Origin of the sequence: Microbacterium festucae (genome assembly GCF_025421715.1) — a bacterium.
In the GTDB taxonomy this organism is placed as follows: domain Bacteria; phylum Actinomycetota; class Actinomycetes; order Actinomycetales; family Microbacteriaceae; genus Microbacterium; species Microbacterium festucae.
The window spans coordinates 477211-501211 of record NZ_JAOEFC010000003.1 but is presented as its reverse complement, the minus strand read 5'-3'; the positions used below and the strand labels follow the sequence as shown (position 1 = coordinate 501211).

General features: G+C 66.4%; 22 protein-coding genes. 8 read left to right on the top strand and 14 right to left on the bottom strand.

Going from position 1 to position 24001, the window contains the following annotated elements; genetic code table 11:
• Positions 1–119 precede the first annotated feature (119 nt).
• Together N3K63_RS12720 and N3K63_RS12715 are read right to left on the bottom strand one after the other, a co-directional pair.
• Complete coding sequence (locus tag N3K63_RS12720; protein WP_261580547.1) at positions 120–881, bottom strand: hypothetical protein; 762 nt, start codon at positions 879–881, stop codon at positions 120–122.
• A 33-nt stretch (positions 882–914) separates the two neighbouring features.
• On the bottom strand, positions 915–2297 hold the full coding sequence (locus N3K63_RS12715; protein WP_261580546.1) for a D-alanyl-D-alanine carboxypeptidase family protein: 1383 nt from the start codon (positions 2295–2297) through the stop codon (positions 915–917).
• A gap of 56 nt (positions 2298–2353) precedes the next feature.
• Here N3K63_RS12715 and N3K63_RS12710 point away from each other — a divergent pair, with 56 nt between their 5' ends.
• The 3 genes from N3K63_RS12710 to N3K63_RS12700 all read left to right on the top strand — a co-directional run bounded on the left by N3K63_RS12710 (position 2354) and on the right by N3K63_RS12700 (position 4576).
• On the top strand, positions 2354–2704 hold the full coding sequence (locus tag N3K63_RS12710; RefSeq protein WP_261580545.1) for a LysR family transcriptional regulator: 351 nt from the start codon (positions 2354–2356) through the stop codon (positions 2702–2704).
• A gap of 146 nt (positions 2705–2850) precedes the next feature.
• Positions 2851–3792 carry a thermonuclease family protein gene (locus tag N3K63_RS12705; RefSeq protein ID WP_261580544.1) on the top strand — a complete coding sequence of 314 codons (942 nt, stop codon included), beginning with the start codon at positions 2851–2853 and terminating at the stop codon, positions 3790–3792.
• Positions 3782–4576, top strand: a complete 795-nt coding sequence (locus N3K63_RS12700) for a nuclease-related domain-containing protein (RefSeq protein WP_261580543.1) — start codon at positions 3782–3784, stop codon at positions 4574–4576. The genes N3K63_RS12705 and N3K63_RS12700 overlap by 11 nt, the downstream gene beginning before the upstream one ends.
• A 14-nt stretch (positions 4577–4590) precedes the next feature.
• Here the strand turns inward: N3K63_RS12700 and N3K63_RS12695 are convergent, their stop codons facing one another.
• The 4 genes from N3K63_RS12695 to N3K63_RS12680 all read right to left on the bottom strand — a co-directional run bounded on the left by N3K63_RS12695 (position 4591) and on the right by N3K63_RS12680 (position 7548).
• A complete protein-coding gene (locus tag N3K63_RS12695; RefSeq protein ID WP_261580542.1) occupies positions 4591–4896 on the bottom strand; it encodes an NIPSNAP family protein in 306 nt (101 codons plus the stop codon).
• An 11-nt stretch (positions 4897–4907) separates the two neighbouring features.
• Entirely contained in the window at positions 4908–5351 is a 444-nt protein-coding gene (locus N3K63_RS12690) for a rhodanese-like domain-containing protein (RefSeq protein ID WP_261580541.1), read from the bottom strand.
• 145 nt (positions 5352–5496) lie between these two features.
• Positions 5497–6957 (bottom strand): serine hydrolase, encoded by a 1461-nt coding sequence (locus N3K63_RS12685; RefSeq protein WP_261580540.1) that lies wholly within the window; start codon positions 6955–6957, stop codon positions 5497–5499.
• Positions 6958–7035: 78 nt separating this feature from the next.
• Positions 7036–7548 (bottom strand): carbohydrate ABC transporter permease, encoded by a 513-nt coding sequence (locus N3K63_RS12680; protein WP_261580539.1) that lies wholly within the window; start codon positions 7546–7548, stop codon positions 7036–7038.
• Here N3K63_RS12680 and N3K63_RS12675 point away from each other — a divergent pair.
• Positions 7529–7834, top strand: a complete 306-nt coding sequence (locus tag N3K63_RS12675; RefSeq protein WP_261580538.1) for a hypothetical protein — start codon at positions 7529–7531, stop codon at positions 7832–7834. The two genes, N3K63_RS12680 and N3K63_RS12675, sit on opposite strands and share 20 nt — an antisense overlap.
• Positions 7835–8161: 327 nt before the next feature.
• Here N3K63_RS12675 and N3K63_RS12670 read toward each other — a convergent pair whose 3' ends face one another.
• The gene (locus N3K63_RS12670; protein ID WP_261580537.1) at positions 8162–8779 is read right to left on the bottom strand and encodes a hypothetical protein; all 618 of its coding nucleotides are present in this window, start codon (positions 8777–8779) and stop codon (positions 8162–8164) included.
• Positions 8780–8899: 120 nt separating this feature from the next.
• On the opposite strand from N3K63_RS12670, the gene N3K63_RS12665 reads away from it, so the two are divergent.
• Complete coding sequence (locus N3K63_RS12665) at positions 8900–9079, top strand: helix-turn-helix domain-containing protein (RefSeq protein WP_261580536.1); 180 nt, start codon at positions 8900–8902, stop codon at positions 9077–9079.
• Between the two features lie 151 nt (positions 9080–9230).
• Here N3K63_RS12665 and N3K63_RS12660 read toward each other — a convergent pair whose 3' ends face one another.
• A complete protein-coding gene (locus N3K63_RS12660; RefSeq protein ID WP_261580535.1) occupies positions 9231–9773 on the bottom strand; it encodes a hypothetical protein in 543 nt (180 codons plus the stop codon).
• Between the two features lie 581 nt (positions 9774–10354).
• Between N3K63_RS12660 and N3K63_RS12655 the strand changes: the two genes are divergently transcribed.
• Positions 10355–10486 (top strand): hypothetical protein, encoded by a 132-nt coding sequence (locus tag N3K63_RS12655; protein WP_261580534.1) that lies wholly within the window; start codon positions 10355–10357, stop codon positions 10484–10486.
• 102 nt (positions 10487–10588) lie between these two features.
• A complete protein-coding gene (locus tag N3K63_RS12650; protein WP_261580533.1) occupies positions 10589–11233 on the top strand; it encodes a hypothetical protein in 645 nt (214 codons plus the stop codon).
• A 104-nt stretch (positions 11234–11337) separates the two neighbouring features.
• Here the strand turns inward: N3K63_RS12650 and N3K63_RS12645 are convergent, their stop codons facing one another.
• Positions 11338–13725: a DEAD/DEAH box helicase gene (locus tag N3K63_RS12645; RefSeq protein WP_261580532.1), complete on the bottom strand. Its 2388-nt coding sequence runs from the start codon at positions 13723–13725 to the stop codon at positions 11338–11340.
• A gap of 88 nt (positions 13726–13813) precedes the next feature.
• A complete protein-coding gene (locus N3K63_RS12640) occupies positions 13814–14620 on the bottom strand; it encodes a hypothetical protein (RefSeq protein ID WP_261580531.1) in 807 nt (268 codons plus the stop codon).
• Positions 14621–15002: 382 nt separating this feature from the next.
• Between N3K63_RS12640 and N3K63_RS12635 the strand changes: the two genes are divergently transcribed.
• On the top strand, positions 15003–15173 hold the full coding sequence (locus tag N3K63_RS12635) for a hypothetical protein (protein ID WP_261580530.1): 171 nt from the start codon (positions 15003–15005) through the stop codon (positions 15171–15173).
• A 69-nt stretch (positions 15174–15242) separates the two neighbouring features.
• Here the strand turns inward: N3K63_RS12635 and N3K63_RS12630 are convergent, their stop codons facing one another.
• The 4 genes from N3K63_RS12630 to N3K63_RS12615 form a co-directional block, all read right to left on the bottom strand.
• On the bottom strand, positions 15243–17984 hold the full coding sequence (locus N3K63_RS12630) for an AAA family ATPase (RefSeq protein ID WP_261580529.1): 2742 nt from the start codon (positions 17982–17984) through the stop codon (positions 15243–15245).
• Between the two features lie 268 nt (positions 17985–18252).
• Positions 18253–19734, bottom strand: coding sequence for a class I SAM-dependent DNA methyltransferase (locus N3K63_RS12625; protein WP_261580528.1), 1482 nt, complete (start codon positions 19732–19734; stop codon positions 18253–18255).
• Positions 19735–19776: 42 nt separating this feature from the next.
• The gene (locus tag N3K63_RS12620) at positions 19777–20973 is read right to left on the bottom strand and encodes a restriction endonuclease subunit S (protein WP_261580527.1); all 1197 of its coding nucleotides are present in this window, start codon (positions 20971–20973) and stop codon (positions 19777–19779) included.
• Complete coding sequence (locus tag N3K63_RS12615; protein ID WP_261580526.1) at positions 20970–23720, bottom strand: type I restriction endonuclease subunit R; 2751 nt, start codon at positions 23718–23720, stop codon at positions 20970–20972. The genes N3K63_RS12620 and N3K63_RS12615 overlap by 4 nt, the downstream gene beginning before the upstream one ends.
• Positions 23721–24001: the final 281 nt, after the last annotated feature.

Here is a 24001-nt window from a genome sequence, read left to right as displayed (position 1 = left end):
TCGGTCTCACTGTCGATGACGATGGGTTGATCGTTCACGCCACCGAGGGTAGCCACCGGCCATCGGATGCCGGCGGGCGCCGCGCCGTGGATAACCGCGCGGCCGTGGGGTCGCGGCCGTCAGGTGGCGGGCGGCTCTGAGATGTAGACCCGCACCTCGTCGCCGGCGAGAGTGAACCGCAGGGTGGTGCCCGGGGCGTACCGCTCGATCACGCCTTCGCCCACCTGCCCGTCCATCACCGTCAGGTCGATGCTCGGCTCGAGCCCGGGCGCGGAGCACACGCCGGTGGAGGTGCCGCTCAGGGCCGCGTCGGGCATGATCGTGATGCAGCGTCCGCCGGTCTCGTCGTACTCGCCGCTGCTGATCCGCATCCCGTAGAAGTCGTCGTATCGTGCGGCGCCGTCGCCGGGCGATGTCTCGTCCCCTTCCGCATCGGGGTCGACGTGCAGCACCGCGATCGGGCGGGGCGAGGTGTCGCCGGCCAGGAGGCTCAGCGGCAGCACGACCCCCGCCGTGAGAGCTGCGGTCACCACTGCCGTCGCGGCGCAGGCCAGCAGCAGCGCGGCGGTGCGCCAGCGCCGCACCGGAGGCTCGTCGTTCTCCGGGGGCGCCGACCCGAGGGCGTCGACGCCGTCGGGATCGGCCGACGCTCCGGCATCCGTCGGCGTCGCGGTGGCCGGAGCGCGATGGGCCCGGGGTGTGCCGCCCGACCGCGGCACGGTGGTGACGAGCGGTGGCGCCGGCGGCGCGGTGCGGGCGCGGCGGCCGGCCTCTTCGAGCGCGGTCAGCCGGCGCAGGGCGTCGGGGTCGTCGTGGATGTCGGCGTCGGCGCCGTAGGCCCGGGCGCGCAGCGCCGCCAGTTCACTCGCGTCGTCGACCATGGTCACCACTCTGCCATCCGCATGCGCGGGTGGTCAGCGGAGCTCCCCCGGGTGGGTGAGCCGCCACCAGGCGTCGGGCTCGGTGATGTCGCCCTCGATGCGCACCGGCACCGAGGTGGTGCGCAGTCCGTCGGTCCAGGAGACGGTGCCGACCTGTTCGCCGTCGAGCCAGGTGGTGGGGGTCTGGGTCTCCATGGTGGCGGTGACAGGGCGCCCGCGCCAGGTGAACAGCGACGCGTCGGCACTGAGCACCATGCGCGCCTCGCTCCCCCACGGGGTCTCGTAGGTGCCCACCAGCCGTCCCTCTTCGGCCAGCGGCACGACGTCGAACCCGCCGGCGATGCTCTGCAGCAGGCCGCGCACGCTCTGCTCGAGCGAGGCGCGGCCCTCGGCGCCCAGCTGCACGCCGACGATGCTCAGCGGCGCCTCGAGTCCCACATCCAGGCTGGCTGTGTAGAGCAGGTTCGAGCCGCTCTCTTCGAGGGTGCCGGTCTTCAGCCCCGTGATGCCGAGCTCGCCCAGCATCGGGTTCGTGTTCCTCACCACACCGGCGCCGGGGATGTCGAGAGACGGGGTGCGGGCGAGCGAGGCGACCACCGGGTTGGCGGCGGCGAGGCGGCCGAGGGCGATCATGTCGGCGGTCGTGCTGGTGTTGCGCGCATCGATGCCGGTGGGTTCGACGATGGTGGTCTGCGTCAGGCCGTTGGCCGCCAGCCACCGCCGCGTCGCGCTGAGGAACGCGCCCTGCGAGCCGTAGGCCCAGCCCGCCACCGCCTCGGCGTAGTTGCTGGCCGACGGCAGGAGCATGGCGGCGAGCGCTTCGCGCAGCGACATGGTGGTGCCGGTGGGCATGGGTGCGATGGTGGCGCCCCGCACGTAGTACTCGTCGTAGAGCGCGTGGGCCGCTTTGTCGAACGTGATGGCGGGCCCGGCGTCGGTCGGGTGGGTGAGCGGGTGGCGGTCGAGCACGACCAGTGCGGTGACGAGCTTGCTGATGCTCGCCATCGGCAGCGGCTGGTCGCCCCCGCCCGCGGCCCAGATGCCGGCCGCGTCGGGTCCCAGGTAGTCATCGGCGCCCGCGACCGAGATCGCGAACGCGCCGACGGTCGGAGCGGCGAGCGCCGCCGGCGGCACCGTCGCCACCGCGGGGACGGCAGAGGTCTCGACCGGGTCGGGCAGCGCGGCCGACAGCGCCCAGGCCACATAGCCGGCCGGCACCACCAGCAGCAGCACCACGACGAGGGCGGCCACGATGAGACCGATGCGTCGGCCCCGCCGCGGAGCGGGATCGGTCGGGGCGGGCGCGTCGCCGAGCAGCTCCTGCTCACGACTGAGCAGTTCGGTCAGGTCGTCCAGCGCCGTCTCCTTCGATCTCGACTTCCTGCATCCTGCCGCACCGCGCGCGATGGCCGCCACTCACGGCGCGAAGCGATCGACGAGCTGCCGGCGGGCCTGTCTGCGAGGATCGATGCATGAAGATCGCGCTGCTCCGCCGGTTCGTCGCACTGGTCGACAATGACCTGCACTTCCCGCGGGCGGCCGAGGTGCTGGGCATCCCCCTCGCCTCGCTCTACACGTCGGTCGAGAAGCTCGAAGACGAGGTCGGCCATCCGCTCCTGTCCGGGGCGAAGGGTGCGGCCACGCTCACCCCCGCCGGCAGCCTTCTGCTCGACGAGGCTCGGCGTCGCATCGCCGAGGCGCCCGAACCCGCCCCGAAGACCGTCGCGCCCGCGGGCGGCAAGGCGAAGGCATCCAAGGGCAAGGGCCGAGCGCCGATCGTGAAGGGCCAGCCGAAGCCCTACAAGAAGCGTCAGGGACGCTAGCCACCGACGGCGTTCGGAGGGACCGAGCCGCTTCATTAGAGTGTTCTCATCTAATGAAGTGACCACCCGGAGCCTCCATGTCGACGACGACACCCCCACCCCTGCTGCCGCCCACCCCCGCCCGCACGCCCGCCGCCAGGCGGCGCATGCCAGTCTGGGCGTGGATCCTGATCGCCCTAGTCGTCCTCGTGGTCGGCGTCATCCTCTCGCCGGTGTTCGCCCTGGTGTCGTTCGCGGTCGTCATCACCGGCATCGTGGCGCTGGCACGCGGCGGTCGCACCTGGCTGCGATTTCGCAGTCGAACGGCAGCCGCGTGGGTGACGGCTGCCGCCGCGATGATGCTGCTGGTCACCGGCAGCATCTCAGGCGCCATCCTCAGCAGATCGCCCGATGCCGATGCGGTCGCATTCGCGGCAGCTTCGCCGTCGCCGACGGCCGAGGCGACCGAGCGCTCCATTCCCACCGCAACACCCACGCCGACACCCACGCCGACGCCGACCGAGAGCCCGGCCACGCTCGTTCGCGTCGTCGACGGTGACACCATCGAGACGAGCGCTGGGACTGTCCGCCTGATCGGAATCGACACCCCGGAGCAGGGAGCGTGGGGCTACGCGGAAGGGACCGCTGAGCTGACGCAGTTCCTCTCCGCCGGAGCCCTCACCCTGGTGGCCGTGCCCGGTCGCGACGATGTCGACCAGTACGGCCGCCTGCTGCGATACGTGCGCGTGAACGGACACGACGCCGGCCTGCATCTCATCGACACCGGGTGGGCGGTCGCCCGCTATGACGGGCGCGACGGCTACGGTCAACACCCGCAGCAGGCGGAGTACGTCAGCCTGGATGCCGCGCGAGAGATGCCCGCCGAACCGGCGCCGGAGCCTGCTCCCGTCGCTCCCGCTCCCCCGCAGCCGGCGGAACCCGCACCCGCACCCGCGCAGCCGGCGCCTGCGGCACCGACGAACGACCCGCAGTTCGGCACCTGTCGCGAGGCGAACGCGGCCGGGTACGGCGACTACCAGGCCGGCGTCGACCCGGAGTACAACTGGTACCGCGACCGAGACGGTGACGGCTGGGTGTGTGAGCGCTGAGCCCCGTCCCGCGTTCGGGGCGGTGCCCGCCGCCGCCGTGATCGCCGAGTTGCTGCGCGTGCAGCACGACGTGCCGGAACGAACGCCGGTGGCGCGCTTCTTCGGCCGCTCACCGCTGTCAGACGAGTCGCGCCGGTGGTACCTCGGTGCGCTCGGCGAGATCGAGGTCGCACGCCGGATGGATGCGCTGGGCGAGGGATGGACAGTGCTCCACTCCGTGCCGGTCGGTACGCGTGGCAGCGACATCGACCACGTCGTCATCGGACGCGCAGGGGTCTTCACCGTCAACACGAAGCACCACGACGGCGCCCGGGTCTGGGTCGGTCGTCGAAAGCTCCTCGTGAACGGCCAGCCGACCGACCACCTCCGCAATGCCGGATACGAGGCGACCCGTGTGCACGAACTCCTGTCGTCGGCCGGCGGACTCGTCGTGCCGGTCACGGGGCTCGTCGTCATCGTCGGCGCGAGAGACATCACGATCCGCGAGCGTCCCGACCACGTGACGGTGCTGCGGTCGCAGGCGCTCATCCGCTGGTTGCAGCGCCAGAAGCCGCAGCTCGACGACGAGACGGTCGCTCGAATCGTCACGACGGCATCCCGAACCGACACGTGGACGTTTGAGACGCCCCGACCCGCCGATGGCTCCGCGTTCGCCGCCTTGCAGAGCGAAGTGACGCGCGCGAGTCGTGTGCGGATGCTGTGGGGCGCCGCCGCGTTCGTCGTCCTCCTCGGCGTCGCCGCTCCGACAGCGATCGATTTCTACACGCGCACGTTCGGCGGCTGACTAGGCGCCGGGCGTCACTCGAACAGCGGCTTCTGGATGCGGCGCTCGTACCGCCGGATGCACTGCGTGTCGCGCGCGAACTGGAAAGCGGCGAGGCATTCCGGGTCGTCGAACGACGCGTTGCGGTAGACCTCGTAGGCGGCGAGCGAGGGGAACGTGAACAGCGCGAATGCCTCGTCGCTGTCGCCCTCGGCGGGCAGGAAGTAGCCGTGGTGGGTGCCGCCCAGCTTGTTCACGAGGCGGATCCACTCGCGGCCGTAGGCGGTGAACTCCTCGAGCTTGTCGGGGTCGATCTCGTATCGCAGGTGGATGGTGATCATCTCGTTCTCCTTCAGCAGGCGCAGCTGATCGCGCCCAGTGGCGCCGTCAGCGGATCGACGGGACGCACGATCGCGCCCTCGTCGTTCTCGGTCGGGTAGCCCTCGCGCGCCCAGTACTCGAAGCCGCCGATCATCTCTCTGACCTCGTAGCCGAGCTTCGCGAACTCCAGCGCGGCGCGCGTGGCACCGTTGCATCCGGGCCCCCAGCAGTACACGACCACCGGCATGTCGGCGGGGATCTCGTTCGCGGCGCGCGCGGCGATCTCACGGGTCGGCAGGTGCACGGCGCCGCGGGCGCGCCCCTGCGCCCACGCGACCTCGGCTCGGGAGTCGATGAACGCGAACCGCGCGCCGGCCTCGAGGTCGGCGTGCACGTCGGAGGGGTCGGTCTCGAACCGGAGCTTGGCGGCGAAGTGCGCGACGGCCGGTGAGGTCGAGGTGGTGGTGTCGGTCATGTCCTGATTGTGACCGCGACGGCATCCCCACGCCGTCGCCAGAGCCCCGGCCGGCCACAGATGGCAGGAAATCGCGGCGAGATTGGCAGGCGGCGAGCGCCGTGCCTCAGCCGCCGCTGAACGTGCCGGCAGGTTCCACTCGGCCTCACTCCTTCTCGAGAAGAGCGACGGCGTCGGTCACCTGGCCGAAGAACGTGGCCTGATCGCCGAGCTCGCTCGCCTCGGCGGTCGACCCCTGGATCGTGATGACGAACGCGCGGCCGTCGGCCCGCTCGAGGTACCACGACCCGCCCAGCACGCCGATCGAACTGCCGCCCTTGAACGCGACGTAGGTCCACTCGTCGCCGAGGTCGCCGAGGCCGCTGTTCGTGGCGATGATGTCGCGGATCGGCGCCCCGGCAACCGTCGTCGCCAGCTTCTGCAGCGCGAGGTGGACGGCGGCCAGGTCATCGGGGGTCGTGAACCAATCGAGCCCGTCCTGCCAGACGGGGGTGGTGACCGCTGTCACCGGGATGTCGAGCAGGCCGGTGGGCAGCGCGTCGATCACCGCACGCTTGTCGCCCTCGGTCGTCGCGGCGCTCCAGTCGGCGCGGGCCTGGCCGCCGGCTCCGCCCGCACCCCATCCGAGCTGGAAGACCGCACGGGTGGTGAGCAACGGCGTGTTCAGCGCCGGGTCGTGGTGGCCGAGGTCGGCCAGAGCGCGCTCCAGCGCAGCGGGTCCGACGGCTGACATCAGCATGTCGGTGGCGGTGTTGTCGCTGATCGCGATCATCTGCGCGGCCGCCTCCTGCACCGTCACCGTCGTGCCGGACGGGGCGTTCTGCAGCTCACCGGACGGCAGGCTCTTGACGTCGTCGGTGACGGTCAGCGGCGTCTCCCACGTGAGCTCTCCCGCAGCGACGGCCTCTGCCACCGCGCCGAGCACGTAGAGCTTGAACATCGATCCCGAGGGCTTCGCCTCGGTGTCGCCCACCGCGCTTCCCGTGCCGGCGGCGGCAATGCGCTCAGACGCGCCGTCGGTGACGTCGGTGACGGTCAACGTGGTGTCGGCGGCGAAGCCTTCGACCGAGTCCTCGAGCTCCGACCACGACGTCGCGGGCACGCGGTCGGCGGCCGACGCCGAGAACAGGAGTCCCGCGATCAGTCCGTCAGCGCCGACCGCGATCTGCATGTCCAGCGCATCGCCGGACGCGGGCGCGATCGTGATGAGCGCCGAGTCACCGGCATCCTGCACCGCGGTCGGCACCCAGGGGCTCTGCGGCGCGAGCTGCGAGAAGACGGCGGCGAGATCTTGCGCACTGATCTGCTCGAGAAGAAGGGACGAGACGTGCTCGGGCGCTTCGGCCGCGGGCTCGTCGATCTCGCCGTTGATCGCATCGAGCACCCACTGCGCCTGCTCCCCGAGCACAGTGTCGGGCAGGGCGACGACCTGTGCGGCTGCGCTGGCGGATGCCGTGGGGGTGGCCGCCGGAGCGGTGGTGCATCCGGCGAGCAGGCCGGCGGCGAGTGCGGCAGCGACGAAAGCGGCGGCGCGTCGTCGGTGTCGCGGCGGCGGGGTGGCCGGGGTTGTGGTGGTCGCGGTCGGGGTCGATCGTGAAGCATCCATGCACCCAGCCAACCCGGATGGCGAAGCCGAGACCTCCCTCCACGGTCGGAGATCACTCCGCCGCGGTGGGGAGGCCGATCAGCCCTTGACCGCGCCGGCCGCCAGTCCGCCCATGATGAACCGCTGGGTGAGGATGAAGATCACGAGAATCGGCAACACCGCGAGCAGCAGTGTGGGGAAGACGATCTCGTAGTTCGTCGAGTACGACGACACCGCGGCGTACACGCCCGTCGTGATCGTCTTCGCCGACGAACCCGGTCCGAGGATCAGCTGCAGGCTCACGAAGTCATTCCACGCACTCAGCGCGTTCAGGATGAAGGCGGTCGCGACGATCGGCTTCATCAGCGGGAAGATGATCGTCCAGATCACGCGCAGACGGCCCGCCCCATCGATGGCGGCCGCTTCGTCGAGCGTTCGCGGCAGCATCCGGATGTAGCCGCTGAACATGAACAGCGTGAACGGGATCATCGAGGCCGACATGAACAGGATCAGCCCGGGCACCGTGCCCATCAGGCCGACGGCCTTGAGCACGAAGATCGCGGGCACCACGATGATCTGCGCCGGGATGAACATGCCCGCGACGAAGAACATGCCGCTCTCCGACCGCGCCTACTGGGCCGAGGACGGCGCGCATCGGTGCATCCTCAGCCCGATGACCTCGGGGGACCTGTCGATGGACCGGGATGAGTTCGGCCGGTCGTTCTTCAGCTCGACCGACAAGGAGCCGCTGCCCGCCGACCTCGAGTTCGCCGACGCCCCCCTGTCCTTCGCGGTCGACGGCGGCCTCTACCTGATGGGCGAAGCAACGAGGCCCATGGACGTGGCGACGCTTGGACGGTTGCCGTACCGAGGTCGGGTGGGCGACCCGGAGGACTGACACGGGCGCCGGCGTGGTTCGGGAGAGACTGCCCCTGGAGGGATTCGAACACGTTTTGAGCACTTTGCATTTCGACATTTAGCGGAGAAAACAGCGGAATTACGCGGGAGTTGACAAGCTTGACGACATCCAGGAACGTCCGAAAACAGCCAGGTGCAAACAGATTGCGGGCAAAAGGCGGCCACAAATAGAGCCTCTGATCAGGCACCTTGAGACCCACCGCAATAGGCTGCCGGCAGGGTCAAATTCCGACAAAGCCAATTTGAGCAGGTTGCTAACTCAAGCCGCTCTGCGGGCTTTGCAACTGAGCAATATGCTCAAGATGACTCAGATCTCGACTGAGGGACCGGTGGGGCTCGTCGGAGCGGGATAAGCGCGGCTCGGGTCGTGGCCGTAAGGGTCGATCGCCGGCGCCCGTCGGGGCTCTTGCATCCGAATCTCCGGCGCGATGCCGAGCTCACGCGCGCGGCTCATGAGTCGGGTCGCGGTGCTCTGGCTGATCTGGAGCGTGTCGGAGACGAGCTTGAGAGGCGGGAAGCTGAGGGCGCTCGCTACGCGATAGACCGCGACCGCGTCGTCGACCGCGTCTTCTGTCGTGCGTTCTTTGCGCGCGAGCTGTTCGCCGAGAAACTCCCGGGCACCGGTGGTCCGCCCCGCCCCCTCGTCGACGGTGACGACGTCGAGCGCGGAGCTCGCCAAGATCCAGTGAGTACGCACTTCGCGCAGGATCTGGCTGGTGATGTCGATGCCGCCTTCGGCGCGCTCGACGCCGGCGAACGCGATCGCCGTGCGGCCAAGCGTGGCATCCCACTCCACGCGCACCGTGATCGTCCCGGGCACATCCTGCTCCCCTGCCACGCGCACATGCCAGGCGCTCGGCACGCTCACGCCGCTGCCGAGCTGGATGCGGTCTTCGCTGATGTCGTACGCCTCGACGTGTGCCATGCCGCCACTATTCCATGGCTTCACCTATTCCGCGAAGAAGAGTGTCGATCTTGGCTCACGTCTGTGGTAGCTTGCGGCGAAAGGTGAATGTCAATGATGGCTCACGAGAGGAATGGAACGATGAACCGATCAGCTGAGAGCCTGGCTCTGACCATGAAGGACGCCGCGAAGCTCGTCGGCGTCGACTACCGGACGATCAAGCTCGGCATCGACAGCGGAACGATTCCGACGATCCAGCTCGGCCCGCGCCGCATGATTCCGCGCGCCGGCCTGCTCCGCGCGTTCGGCGTCGAGGTCTGAGAGCTGTCGCACGCGACGGCGCGAGATCCATGCGCACTCACCGACCGAAACGCAGTACCGTTACGCCACCACTCCAGTAGCGCGGGTCCGCACGTGCGCCTCCGACAGCCGCCGAGAAAATCCTGTCGGTCCGTCCCCGCGGGTATTCGCGTCAGTCGAGAGCGGTGGGAATCGGCGTGTTCGGTTTGAAGATCGGGTAGGGCTTCAGCACGCCTGTTGCTACCCAGTCTCGAATCCGGCGCCGCATTGCTCCCTGGAAGACTGACCACCCCTGTACAACGTGGGCCTTCCGCTTCTCCGATGTCCCCGGGACTGGCGAGAGAATGAGCTTTCCGCACTCGTTAGTTTGGCTCAAGACCCATCGCGCGACGCCCGCTGCTCCGTCAGAGCCAGCAGCGGCCTCGTCGCGAATCTGGTCGAGCGGCCGCTTGATCTGTGTGACCAGCGTGGGGATGTCGAGGGGCGGCGCGACGGAGAGTCCGTCTAGGAAGCGATATACGGACTCTGCGAAGGAAGCACGTTGGCTCCGGGCGCGTTCCTCTCGTTCTCGCCGTGCAACCCCAATTGAGATGAGAAGCGCGACGACGGCTACGACGAGTGCGCCTACCGCACCAACAGTCGGAATAACGCCGTCCATCCACCAATCCCAGGACAGGATTTCGGGCGCTTTCGCCCTACCGATGTGTGATAGCACGTCGTCCAGTCTGGCGTGCTGCAATGATCCCCATCATTGGGCCATTCGGCGTTTTTCAATACGCGCTGACAACGCCCTACGAACCATCCCTTTACGGGCACTCGATTTCACGATGTGGCGCGTGTGTTCGAGGTGGTTTCGAGTCGGGGTTGACTTTGAGGGGCTGGTCCCGCTCATGTCCAGGGCACGGCCTCCGGCTTTCGGTCGAACTGAGGGCTAGAGCCTGCAATGTGGATAACTCGGGGGCCCGGCCTCAAAAAACGTGCCGCCGGTGGAGCTTGGAGGCACCTTCTGCCGCCCCAACGGTCATAGGCGACCGGGGAAACCTCAAGGCTGGTGCAATATCTCCCCATAGGCGCGCTGCACCCAGGGGCGGTGTCAGGGGTGCGCACTAGAATTTGGCTACGTACGATGCAGCCCCGATCGGCTCACGCCGAGAAGGACTTCTCGTGCATAGCAGATCGGGGCTGAGGTGTCTGTGGAGGACTTCTCAACTCTAGAGGCTCAGTAGCCTCTACGCGTTCGAGGCCGGGTGGTCTTGACCGGGTGACCTGCTCCACTCAAGTCAGAGAGGAATCACCATGGCGAAGGCATCGTCGCGGTCGTCCAAGCCCTCGAAGGCCACGCTGAGCAAGGCAGGAAAGACGCTCGCGTCAGACTCGTCGAGCAAGTCGGCCAAGTCGCAGGCCGGCTCGACCCTCGGCAAGGGATAACAGCAGAAGGGGCTGACAAAGCGTCAGCCCCTTCGTTCCCTCACCTTTCGCCAGCGATCCGTCTCTGCGCATCGTCCCAGTCCTGGGCGAGAAGGGGGCTCTATGCCTTCTGCAGATCACATTCCGTCGTTCAACCATCTCCGAGTCTTCGTTCGCGCGAAGTCTGCCGGTCGCCCCACCCGCGTCGCCCAAGACCGCCAGCAGGTGGAAGCCCCCGCGGACGGGCGCATCTTCGCGCATGTGTATGAGAAGTTCATCACCGCCCTGCTCGCTTATGTCGCGCGCGGTTCTCGGGGAAGCGCGCTCGACGATGCCGTGCACAACGCCTCTGTCCGGATGCGCGCGAGCTATGACCAGGCTGCGCGTGGCATGAAGGCGATTCTGGATCGCTACCCTGCCCGCGAGGGAGTCCGGCACCAGCGAAGCACCGTCGTGAAGGACGCAGACGAGTACGAAATAGTCAGCATCCGCATGCACGTCGAGCTCGTCCTCGTCGACGGACGTCACCTCATCACCTACATGCACTTCCCGAGCGATGCTCTCCTCGAGGCTGAGATTGCGGTGATGGAAACGGCGGTCGCCATGGCCGCCCGTCAGATGAACGCCTCAGCGATCCCCGCCATCGCAATGGTCAAGGCGGGCAAGCTCATGCTCGTCGACCCGGTGCAGGCCCTAACGCCCAAACGGATCGCCTTCTTGCGCACAGCATCGGCCGACTACCGGACCGAGTGGGAGATCGCCGCCTGATTCTAGTCGGAGGGGAGGCATTGCCTCCCCTCCGACCCTCTCTGCTGGGCAAGAATCGCGCGAGCAAGGGCCACCAACGATCCCTCAGCGCGCAGTCGCCAGCACTACTCAGATGCTTGCCCCGGGCCGCCAGCGAGAGTACGAGCCTCATAGATGAGCACGTCGTTAGCGCCATCGCGCTCCATTGAGGTCGCGAGGCTGTCGGCCACGACCACGAGGTCCGCTATCAGGTCTACAGCTACGTGGTCCCGGTAGTCGGCCTCGATTAATCGAGCCAACTCAGGCGAAAATCCGGTTCGAAGCAACGCGATGAGGTAGGGGTCGGTGGTGCCGTACTTCACGTTCAAATGGAGGCGCTCGCTAAGCAGATCCAGCGCGCTCAAGATGTCCACGTACCGCATCAGGTTGAAGTCAACGAAGTCGTGCTCCTCCTTTACCTTCGCTACCGCAAGGTTCAGGCGTTCAGTGTGGCTCTTCTCACGCATGCGAACGTAGAGCGGCAGCGGCCCGCCGAGCCGCTCTTCGCCCCAGGAGGTACCGACGTAGACGTACTCTTCGTCATTCTGCTCCCACCAGCCCATGAATCGAGAAATCAGGACCTTGTACGGGGCGTTCTGTGTACGCCAGGACAGGAACGCGGAATAGAATGCCCGAGCGCTTTCGTTGTCGGCCAAACGCCGCAGGTTCGCCTTCGTCCTCGACTCAGGGTCGATCCGTTCGATGAATAGGTCCGTCACTGCGTCGACCACCGCGGCCATATCACTGAGCACCACCTGTCGCGAGCGGTACTCATCGACAAGCGACTGAATCGTGTGCTCGTTGTCGAAGATGTCGAAGTCCCGCACGCCGTGGACAAAGCACAATCTTCCGACCTCGGTCTGAGCACTTCGCGGAGCGAGCATCTGGGTTATGCCGGGCTCGATGTTTTCGAGGTATTCGAGCGCCTCAGCGCGTGCGAGGGAGTCTTCAGCTGCCGCTAGGAGCGGGTTGTCGGCCTTGTCGACCACGGCCTTCTGAAGATCGGCGACCTGGGGAAGGTAGTTCTCCACGTTCCAGCGACTATCTGAGTATGCCGCGTTCGGAAGGAGGGCTATCTCTGGTTGAAGGAGGTCGAGAGTCTCTCGCCGAGGGTCAAACACCTCACTGAATCTGCCGACTCTGCCAGCGAGATTGCGGAAGGCTGAGCGGGAGAGGGTATTGCGGCCGCGCTTATGACTGAGCATGATCAATCGATCAGCGGGAGTATTCACGCCTTCGAGGAGCGTCGAGGTGCATACCATGTAGCGGGGATCGACGGACGCGTCCTCTCGAAAGAGACGCTCGATGTAGTGGCGCAGGATGTCTGGCACCCGTCCGTGGTGGTAAAATACGCCCTTCTTAATGGCGTCGATCAGGCTGTAGGCAGGGTCAATGAGGTCTCCGATCGCAGCAATCGCTCTCTGCGCTTGCTCCGACAGGTCAAGCTCCGGCAACCGCGCGGCGATCTCGGCGGCGAGCTTTTGAGCTTGGCTCGGCTTGTTGACGTAGAGAAGTGTCCGACGGCCGGCCAGCACGAAGATCGCGTCGATCGGGTCAGCCGGAATTTCGCGCCGCGTTTCGATGAATCGATTGAGGAACTGGTCGTAGAGCAGGGCAGTCTCGCCCACGCGCGCCCACAGGTACTTCTCGGCCTTCACATGCTCGTTAGTCACCTTGGTAGGTAGTTCGAGCTCATCTCCGACTAGACGCAACAGCGTTGGATCAGCAACAAAGGGCGTGTAGTACGCGATCCGCAGTCCTGGATTTCGGTGCTGGGCGACTAGCGTCACTTGGGCGAGATCAATCGCCCTTCCGTCGGCCTGGAGCACGGAGTGGGCTTCGTCGATCAGGAGAGCATCCAGCGCGAGATCACTCTGCTCGACGAACAGCCGCTGGAGGCGTTCTTGAGTCATAACCGCGACGAACGAGGCATCACCGGCGTAGGAATCCGGGTGCGTGAGGATTCTCACCCGGGAGTCATACACCCGAGAATCGGACATCAGATTTGCGCGTGTCTGCGCAATTAGCGCACGGGTCGGCACTATCACGCAAATCCGCTCTCCCAACGAGGCGGCCACCCGGTCGATCAACATTTCGGACTTGCCGTAAGAAGTGGGAGCCACGACGACGGCGCGCTGCGCTCGACTGTTGAACTGTCGGAGCTCCATCTGGCCCCGAGTTCGGTACGTCTCGTCATCGCCCGCACCAGCGACGCGGAAGTTCGTTCGGTGAGCCACGTGAAGGAGATCGTGGAATGAGTCGGTGCTGGACAGAGTGCTCTGAAGCCTCTCCGCTGCCACCACCACCGGCATCAAATCCTTCACGCGTGCGATGTCATGGATTGGCTCGTAATCCCCCGTCACTTGGGCGTACTGCAGAAGTACCCGGTAACCCAAACGCTGAAGAAGCGCATCATCGGACCGAAGAAAGAGGACCGCGAACCGCAGCACGTCCACAAGGTCATCATCGGTCATGGCGTCTATGCGTATGAGCGCTGTGTACAGAGACAGGAATCGCGAGTCATCAAGGTTCCGGGCGTCTCGCACTTTGGTGGCTGTGAGCTCAACTTGTCTCGGCATCGGCCCGCACCATCTGCGTTCGAATGAATGACACGATCTCCTGTATACCGACGTGTTGGATGGCTAGGAGCTTCACATCCTGAAACTTCGCACTTCCAGCAATGCTTGACATCGATCGGTCGGTTCCATCTTGCGAGATGGCCGAAGCGTCGATGTCGTGCAGCACGACCGAACCCAGGAACGCACGACGGGAGATGGACGCTCCGTCTTCTAACGCACGCGTGTCGGACCGCAGCAGCTGTTTCACCGTCGCGGCGTGGCCGGATGCGAGGGTGAGATCCGCGTCGAGCAGCGCGGCGTCCCATCGCGAGCGCTGCGGAGTTGTCAACTTCTCGTGAAGGTCGCGCGCGGCGTGCAGGAACAGCGCGTGCAGCTTGTCGTCGGCGGACGCGAGAGCCCCGAGTTCGCCGGATTTCACCTCGCCATACCAGACAGTGTCCGGGGACTGTTGCAGGAAGGAAAGGTCGAAGCCCTTCTTGATGCTTCGATCTTCTTTGTTGAAGTACACGGCCGCACTCAGCAGATCAGCGTAAGTAGTCGGATGCAGCAGATGCATCAGCAATTCTCCCACCATCCCGATCTTCGTCTCGTCGGGCTTGGAGTCGAATCGAGTCAGGAACTCGGATACCGTTGCCTCAATCGAGTAGTAGTCGTTGTCTTCTTGCACGCGCTCTGCTCCATAACAGAACGCAGTAAAGCGTGCTCGAAGCTCGTCTTTCAACTCGTCCGAGAACTCAACGATCAGTACGGTGGCTGCGTTCCCATTCCGCGTCGCCGTGGTGCCCCTCATGTCGCCAACATACGATGCGATCAATCGTTCGAGATCACGTGTGAAGGTCGGCGTGTCGCGATCTGATGGGCGGTCGAGTCCTTCCCAACACCAGGCACGCCGGCATCCGTTCGAGGATGACGCGAGGCGGAGACAGCTCGGACGTGAGTTCGCTCGCGCGCGAGAAGCTCGGGACATCCTCGTAAGGTTCACCAGCGACCCTGCACGCGTGGAGACCACCACGGCTGCGAGCTCGAGAACATCGCGGTCAAGCGAGAGCGCTCAGCCGTCTGCGGGCCCGTTCGCGAGCACGCCACCTCCGTCGACGAGCACTCCCCCGCCCCGTCGCGAACGCGCTCGCCCGCGCACGAGCGAGTCTCGGCCCCGGCCAGAGGCGCCGCGCGTGACCATCCGGTTCGACGACTTCGTCCGCGCCGCCGATGCCGCGGGGTTCGGCCCCGGAACCCGCACGCGGCGATGGATTGACTGGCCGCGGATTATTGCGTGGTCGTTGGTGGGTGCGCTCGTCCTGCTGGTCGCCGGCGGTGGCGTGGCCACGGCCTACCTGTTGTAGGGCGCCGCAGGGCATACGTCGCGTGATTCGGTAACGCGTAGTGGCGGCAACAGATAGGACCGGCTGCCTCTACATTCCGATCCCGCGCCCCGCACTCGGCGCCCCGGTCACTGGTCCGGTTAGCATCGCCGCCTCCCGCTCCCTCGCGGCACGCCGCAGCTCCGCCTCGGCCGCGCGCACGGCATCCTGCATCGTCAATTCCGGCGTACCGCGCTGCATCGAGTCCGCGAGGCACTCGCGAGCCGCGGCATCCGTCCGCGCAACCACAATCGCAGCGTTGTGCACCCGCCCGCGGGTGAGGCCGACGTAGAGCCCGGCGGCATCCACACCGGGTCCGACCACCGATGCGTCGGCCGTGTCGCCCTGCACACCGTGCACGGTAGACGCATACGCGAGCTGCAGGTGCTCGCGCGCATACTCGGCGGACACGCGAGCCAGCTCGCCGCTGTCGCCCACCGACACCAGGTCGACGAGCTCGTCCCGGATGCCGCGCACGATCCACTGCGCGCGATTCTCAACGCCCGTGAACCGGTCGTTGCGACGGGTCTGGACGGTGTCGCCAACTAGGATGCGCTGCTCCCCCATCCCCCACGCGGCGACGCCGGCGTCGAGTTCACCTTCGTTCACCCGCCGCTGCTGGATGGCGTCGTTGATGGCATCCGCCTCAGCGTTGGTGCCGGACACCAGCGTCACGCGCTTACCGCGCGCATGCCACTTGAAGTACGCCTCGATCATCCGCTCGCGTGCCGCGTCGTGGTGATCGACCCGGTCGAGGTGACCGCGTTCCGCAAGCGCGGACGCAACCATCAGCGCCCGCTCGCGATCTCCGGCGTTCCGCAGTCGCAGCGTGAGCGCGGCGTAGTCGGGATCGCGGAACCGGTGCACCGTGTCGAGCTCGACCGCAGCGTTCGCGTGCCGGATCGCGGAGCCCATCGCGCCCGCATGTCCGACGGGTAGCGCTTGATGCGTGTCCCCCACGAACGCCAGCCCGACGCCATGCTCGATCGCGAGCTCCACAAGAACGTTGGCCGTCTGCAGGTCGACCATGCCGGCTTCGTCGACGACGATCCGATCGCCGGGACCCAGTGGGTATCGGGTCGGACCAACGTAGACAGCGCCTGCCCTGAGGTCGACCTCGCCTCGACGAAGCCGCGTCCAGACCTTCGCTCCCGTCTCATCCGCGCCCCATCGGTAGCCGTGATCCGAGAGGAGGGCGTGAAGACTGGATGCCGCGGCTCCGATCTCGCGAGACGCCACCGACGCCGCTTTTCGCGTGGGGGCAACGACGAGCATCCGCCGCCGTTGAGCCGTGAGCGCCGCGAACGCAGCGCGCAGCATCGTCGTCTTGCCCGTACCGGCGGGGCCGGTCACCGTCACGAGATTGTCCGTGCCAGCGATGGCGCACGCCGCCACGGCTTGCGTGGCATCCAGTGTTGAAAGATCCTCGTTGTGCGCGAATCGGCGCAGTTCGCCCGGCAGCAGCGAGCGCCCTTGGTGGGCGAGCGCTTCCAGACGGCCGGCGAGACGCAATTTCGCGCCCAGGGTCTCGGTCGCCATGAACGCCTTCACGTGCGCCGGCGGGTCATCCGCGACAAGACGATACACGGCACGCGTGGCACGCTCGGTGACGTCGGCGATCACCCCATCCAGCCGGTCACGCTCGGCAACGACACCCATGCGCGAGAGCGCGCGGATCGCACCCGCGCGAAGGTCGAAAATGCTGAACCGCCCACCGCTCGAGGTGGACCGTTCGTCTGCGTCGACAATCGCCTGTGCGGCGAGCAGATCGAGATCGACCGTGTGCAGATCTCTTGCGGCGGTGGGAACGGCTGCGCGCGGTGAGATCAGGCTCGGATTGATCGCCGCGATCTCGTCGCGGACTTTCGTCTCCCACGACATCTCGTCGATGTCGGCCGGCTTATTCGGACGCGCCACCGCCCACGCCCGTCGGTCCATCTGCTGCAATGCGTCGACGCTCGGCGCCAATCCTCCGTGCGCCGCCGACCATTCCGCGATCAGGCGCGCACGGTTCGCCTCGATCTGTGAGGACCGACGCGAGAGCGGACGCACGGCGCCGGCCAGTTCGGCGATCTCCCCCGCGCCGTCGAGCGTGTAGCCGTGGCGCGCGAGCGCGGCGATCCACGCGGGATCAGTGCGGGCCGCGAGCTCGCCCTCGGCGTTGATGACGGTGTGCAGCTTCATCGCGACGCGCGAATCGAGGTTCGACCACTTGCCATCCGCGCCGCGCACCTTGATGTTCAGCCAGAGGTGCCGGTGGATGTGCGGGTCGAGCGCGCGCGAGCGACGGTGCTGCAGCTCGACAACCTCGATGCGCGCAATCGCCTCGCGGATGAGCCCACCGTGTCCGCGCCGCGCGTTGAGCTCGATCTGCCAGGTGAGCAGGATGCGCTCACGCAGCCGGTCTTGCAGGGCCTCGAACTCGACAGCGAGTTCGGGATGTAGCAGCGCGGCGATGCTGTAGGACTTTGGGTGGTTGAGCGTCCCGTCAAGCAGGAGGTCGGCGTCGGGACTCAGCCGCTGGTGGCCGCGCTCCTCCCCCGTGACCGGGTCATGACCGGTAAGCCATACCCGGAGGCCGCCGGCCGTGAGCTCGTCCGACGTGATGACGCCGTTGTCGACGATGAACCGAGAGACGGTGGAATCGGATGCGGTGCTGTAGGCCTCGAGCGCTGCCAGGCCCGTCGCCTGCTGCAGGTGGGCGTCGCATGTGCCCTCGAGTGCGTACGCGATGGCCTGCCGAACCCCTCGGGATTCGACACCCCGCTTCCAGCGCTCGAGGCCTCCTCGCATGGCGCCAGAGTACGAGCGTTTTTACCCGTTATCCAGGTATTTTTGTGGCATGCAGGTAGTTGTTGCGGAGTGCTTCTAAAGGGGGTCGCTCACCGCTGGTGCCTGCGTGCATCGCTACCTGGATCGCTACTTGGTCGGGTGGGCTGCAGCGCATCAAGCCCGGGAGCCTAGCCATCGAGGGTGGACTCTCGGGAAGTGGTGTGAAAGGCGGGCCGGCTGAGTGAGGGCGAGCAGCCCCAGGCGATATCCGTGCGGTTCTTGGTAACACCTAGGCGTGCCCGGGAGCTGAGCTCGACTCGAGCGATGCTGCCACGGCCTCGAATTCGGCAAGGGCGGCGGCGAGATCGTCAACGATCTCGCGCGCAATGACTTCCGGTGCCGGGAGGTTGTCGAGACCTTCCAACGACTCATCCCGGAGCCAGGTGATATCGAGGTTGACTTTGTCGCGTGCGATCACGTCGGCGTAATCGAACGCCTTAAACCGCTCGGTCTCGACGCGCGCGCCATGGTCGCTTCCGAACGACTGGACGAAGTCCTCGAGATGCGCGCGGGTCAGTGGGTTCTGCTTAAGCGTGAAGTGCTGGTTGGTGCGCAGGTCGTAGATCCAGAGCTTCGAAGTCCACGGGCGCTCGCCCGCCGGCCTCTTGTCGAAGAACAGCACGTTGGCCTTGACGCCACCCGCGTAGAAGATGCCCGTCGGCAGGCGCAGCATCGTGTGAAGGTCGAAGTCCTTCAGCATGCGGCGGCGCAATGTCTCACCGGCGCCTCCTTCAAACAGAACGTTGTCGGGAAGCACGACGGCGGCGCGGCCGTTGATGTCGAGGATCGTAGCGATGTGCTGCAGGAAGTTGAGCTGTTTGTTCGAGGTCGTGACGACGAAGTCCTGACGCGCGATCTCGAGGTGTTCGCGCGCTTCGCGCCCGTCGGCGCCGACCATGGTCAGCGAGGACTTGCGCCCGAACGGCGGGTTCGACAGCACGACGCTCCAGCGACGCCCCGGATCGGCGATGAGTGAGTCCTTCACTTCGATGAGCGACGGACCGTTCGGCTCGCCCGCTCCGTGCAGAAGGAGGTTCATCGCGGCCAGACGTGCTGTGCCGTCGACGAGTTCGACGCCGTGGATCAACTTCTTCTGCAGGTGCTCGCGCTGGGGAGGAGTGAAGGATGCCGCCTCCCGTGACGCGAACTCGAAGGCCTGGAGCAAAAACCCGCCGGTGCCGCACGCGGGGTCGGTGACGGTGTCGTCAACCGTCGGGCGGACGCAGTCCACGATCGCATCGATGATCGCCCGCGGAGTGAAGTATTGGCCGGCGCCCGACTTCACGTCTTCGGCGCCCTTGGCGAGGAGCGACTCGTAGGCGTCGCCCTTGATGTCGACGCCCGTCTGCGACCACTGCTCGGCGTCGATGAGGTCATGTATGAGGCGCTTCAGCTTCGCGGGATCCTGCACGCGGTTCTGCGCCTTGCGGAAGATCACGCCGAGCGTGCCCGGCTCGCGGCCGAGTCCCTGCAGGATGCGCGTGTACTCGGTCTCGAGCTCGATCCCGTCGGCATCAAGCAGGTGTTGCCACGAGTACCCCTCCGGCACGATTCGCTCCGGACGCAGCGGCCGCGTCGCGCGCTCGTGGGCCATCTTGAGGAACAGCAGGTAGGTGAGCTGCTCGGTGTAGTCGATGGTGCCGACACCGTCGTCGCGCAGCACGTTCGCATACGCCCACAGCTTGTCGACGAGGCGGCGGGGATCGATCATGAAGTGGGCTCCAGGTCTTCGGTAGGGCTTGAGTCGAGTCTGTTACAGCGCTGACGCGAGCTCTTCAATGCGATCGGAATCGGAGGCCACGCCCGCGAGCTGGCCGGAGAACGCCGCCGCGAGCAGAGCCCGGCGAAGCGCATGCGATCGCCGGTGTGCGCGAGAAACCGAGTCGATCAGAGCCGCTGCACCATGTGCGACCTCGCCGATCCGCGCGATAATCGCATCCTGCTCGGCCAGCGACGGAAGAATCAATGGCGTTGCCTTCAAGTCGGCACCCGAGATCCCTGCCTGCCCCGATGTCGTCTTGACGCGGGACTGGAGGTTCGTGCGTGTGGCTCCCCACCGCGCAGCAACGGCGAGAAACTCTGAACGGACCACATCCTGCCGCACACGTACCCGGATGAGTTTGTCGGGGTAGGTGAAGGTTCGACCGATCGCTGGGACGACCGCGGCGGACGCCACAAGTTTGGGGTTTCCGTTGTATCGGGTAAACAGTACGTCGCCTTCCGCAAGTCGACCTCCCGCTGCATCGACCTCGGCGTCCGTGAGGCCCGATCGACCACTGTTCGAAAAGTCGATCTTCATCGGCCTAACGCTTCCGATGCGGAGAATCGGGACTCCTGTGGCTTGCTGGGTCGAACGCGAGACGAACACGCCGTTCTTGACGTTCGTCGAGACAGTCCCGATCGTCGTCATCTGACCACCTGCTGCGGCGAGAGAGACTGCGGCCTGGCTCGCGAGTAGTGCCTCTGCACGGGCTGTGATCGAAGCGAGTCCAGACCCAGCAGCATCGAGGCGAGAGAGGTGGTCCTCAAGGATGTCGACGATTCGCCGCTGCTCATGCAATTCCGGCTGAAGCAGCGACTGAGCTTCGAGATCTTGTCTCCGCAGGCTGGGAACTGCAGTCGAACTGTCGAGCTGCGCGAGGTCAAGTGCCCGAAGCTGCCAGGCGAGAAAGCGGGGTTCGAAGGACGGGGGCACGTTGATGTAGTACGTCGTATCCAGCGGCCAGCTTCCACCCTCAACGAGGTGTACAGCGCCGACCGCGCCCTTTCTCCCAACGACCACCGCCGGCTGCCTCGTGAGCGCTTGCGACGTTCCCGTGAGTCGGCCAGCCGACCCGAGGACGGGGAACTCGCCGTCCTGCGAGCGGGAATCAGCCTGCAGTGCCTTGCCGTATCGCACGATCAGGATGTCACCCAGCCGCGCCAGCTTCCAGCCACTGGGCGGGCTCACGCGGTCAGCTCCGCGTTCAGTTCCTCGATCAGCATTCCCGTACCCGCTCCCAGGTCACGAACGGCGCCGTCGACCCCGCCGCGCTCGGTGAAGGGTGCGGCGTCGAGATCGGCATCCGTCAATCCTGCCGAATTTGCGATGACGTCCGCCATTCGGTCGAGCCACCACCGCTGGGACTCGGTGAACGTCACACCTGCGAGTTGCTGCTGACCGAGCCACTCGTTGTAGCGTGAGCGCACGACATCCGCGTAAGGCACGAGGTCCGCATCCTCCCCCAGCTCGTAACGCAAAAGCGAGACAAGGTCCGTCAGCCGCGCGTGCGCATTGGGACGCACGCGCTCGATCTGCAGGGTCTCGTAAGCATGCCAGATGAGGTCGACAGTCCAGTTGTGCGGAGGGCGTGCGATGCGATCGGCGAGCTCCGAGATCGCGGCGAACGGCACGCGACGGTTACTCGCGTCGGTGAGCAGCTGGATCGCGCTGATCTCGCTGCGATGCTCGGCGAGGTACGCGCGCCAGGACTCGACAATCGAGCGCGCGCGACCCGTGTCGACGACGCCATACGCGTCCACGAGCTCGTCGATGGTGACCTCGTCGATCACCTGGTCGTGGGCACGGCGTAGTTCGAGGATGCGTGAGCGAAGGTCGGGGTTCGCCGCGAGCGGCTCGATGGCGCGCTCGATGAGCGCCGCGACAGCTCCCTCCCGGTCGACAGCGGAGGACACCGCGGCGGCCTGCTTGTCGGGGTCGACAGCATCCACGATCCCGCGGACGATGTCGCGGACTGATGCGCCGGCCACCGTGTCGAGTTCCGTGCGCTCCCCGGGCGTCAGCTGCAGCTCGAGGGCGGCAAGACGCGAGGCGAGGGTCGCGGTCTCGTCCTCGGTGATCGAAAGGTCGGCCACCTTCGCGAGCAGCTTCTGCAGCGAGATGCCGCGATCGCGGTTGAGTGGCGGTTCGACGAAGTCATGCTCCGTCACTCCGACGGCGTCGACGATGACGAAGCGCGTCTTCTCCGGAGCGTCCGGCGTCACCGCCTGAAAGTCCGCCGACGCGATCGTGCGTGCGCCACGACCTTTCATCTGCTCGAAATACTGGGCGCTGCGCACGTCGCGTAGGAAGAAGACGCACTCCAGCGGCTTCACGTCGGTGCCGGTCGCGATCATGTCGACGGTCACCGCGACGCGGAGCGTGGGCGATGTGCGGAAGGCCCGCAGGTGCCCCTTCGGGTCTTTTGCGATGTAGGTGATTTTGGCTGCGAAGTCGTTGCCCTTGCCGAACACTTCTCGCACGAGGGTGACGACGGTCTCGGCGTGGTTGTCGTCTTTGCAGAAGATGAGGGTCTTGGGCACGACGCGGCGCCCAGGGAAGATCTCGGGCATGCGATCGCGGTAGGTCTCGAGGATGGTGCGCAGTTGCGACAGATTCGTCACGGCGCGGTCGAGTTGGGATGCCGTGTAGTCGAGTTCTTCGTCTAGCGCCTCGAGCCGCTGTCGTCGCGTGCGCCGGTCGATCTTCGGCACGACGGTGCCGGCCTCGATCAGCCCGCCCTCTTCGCTGACCCGCGTCTTGATCCGGTAGATGTCGAAGTCGACGTTGACGCCGTCGGCGATCGACTCGGGGTAGGTGTACTCCGAGACGAGGTTCTGCTGGAAGAAGCCGAACGTTTGCTTGCCCGGCGTCGCGGTAAGACCGACGATGTGCGCGTCGAAATACTCGAGCACTCCGCGCCACACTCCGTAGATCGAACGGTGCGCCTCATCGACGATCACAAGGTCGAACGCCTCGGGCGGGAGCGTCGCGCTGTACGCCACCGATACCGGCTCGTCCGGCACATACCCGTCGATGCCCGGGTCGTCGCGGTCATCGACCTGCTTGCCCTGGAGTGCCCGATGCACGCGCTGGATCGTCGAGATGACGACGCTCGAGGACTGAAGCATCCCGGCGCTCGAGAGCTTCGCGACGGGATAGAGCTCGGTGAACCGGCGCCCGTCTCCGGGCGTTCGGTAGTTCTGGAACTCCGCGAGCGTCTGATCGGCGAGATTGTTCCGATCGACGAGGAACAGGATGCGAGTGAAACCGCCGAACGCGAGCAGGCGATACGCCTCGGTGACGGCGGTGAAGGTCTTGCCGGCGCCGGTCGCCATCTGGATGAGCGATCGCGAGAACCGCTGCTCGCGCAGCGACCGCTCGACCCCTTGGATCGCGTCGATCTGCGCCGGACGCAGACTCGACGTGTCGAGCGCAGGCAAGGAGCGCACGCGCGCACGCCAGGCCGGGGCATCCGGTCTCTCGGTCGCCTCGCGAACCTGCCGTGCCAGGGTCGCGGGCTGGGGAAAGGCGAAGAGCCGGCGGGCGCGTGGGTGCGGGTCGTAGCCGTTCGTGAAGTGCGTCTCGACTCCGGACGCCTCGAGCACGAACGGCAGCCGCCCGTCTGCGACGATGGCGCGTTTGGCGTGAACTTCGGGCAGTCCTGTCGCGTACATCGCAGACTGCCACTCGACCCCCGACAGCGGCGTGCCGACGGGCTTCGCCTCGATGACGCCCACCACCTTCTTGTCAACGTACAGAAGGTAGTCTGCGCGGCCGTGCCCCGTCGCCATAATGAACTCGCGGACGGCGATGCCCTGCCCGGCGAAGAGGTTTAACGCCTTGCGGTCTTGCACAACCCAACCAGCGGCTTCGAGTTGGGAGTCAATGAGCTTCCTCGCCCGCGCTTCGGCGGGGAGTCGATCATCGGCTGACATGCCGTCAGAGTATCGAAACCTGGCCTATCGACGTGACGCGGCGCGACCTTGTCGCCCGGTGTCGACGCCAGCCGCCCCTCACGATCTGTTGACGGTGAGAGCAGCTGCGCGCAAACAGCGATTAACGCCGCTACCGGATAGATTCACAGGACTGCACCGTCGCATGCGCCTGGAGAGATACACCCACTGACCACCACGGCCGCGCAGTGCGCTCCGACGACAACCGCTGGTCTCGAAACGACAGGCGCCGGCGTGACCCGAATGTGCGGGCAGGTGTACAC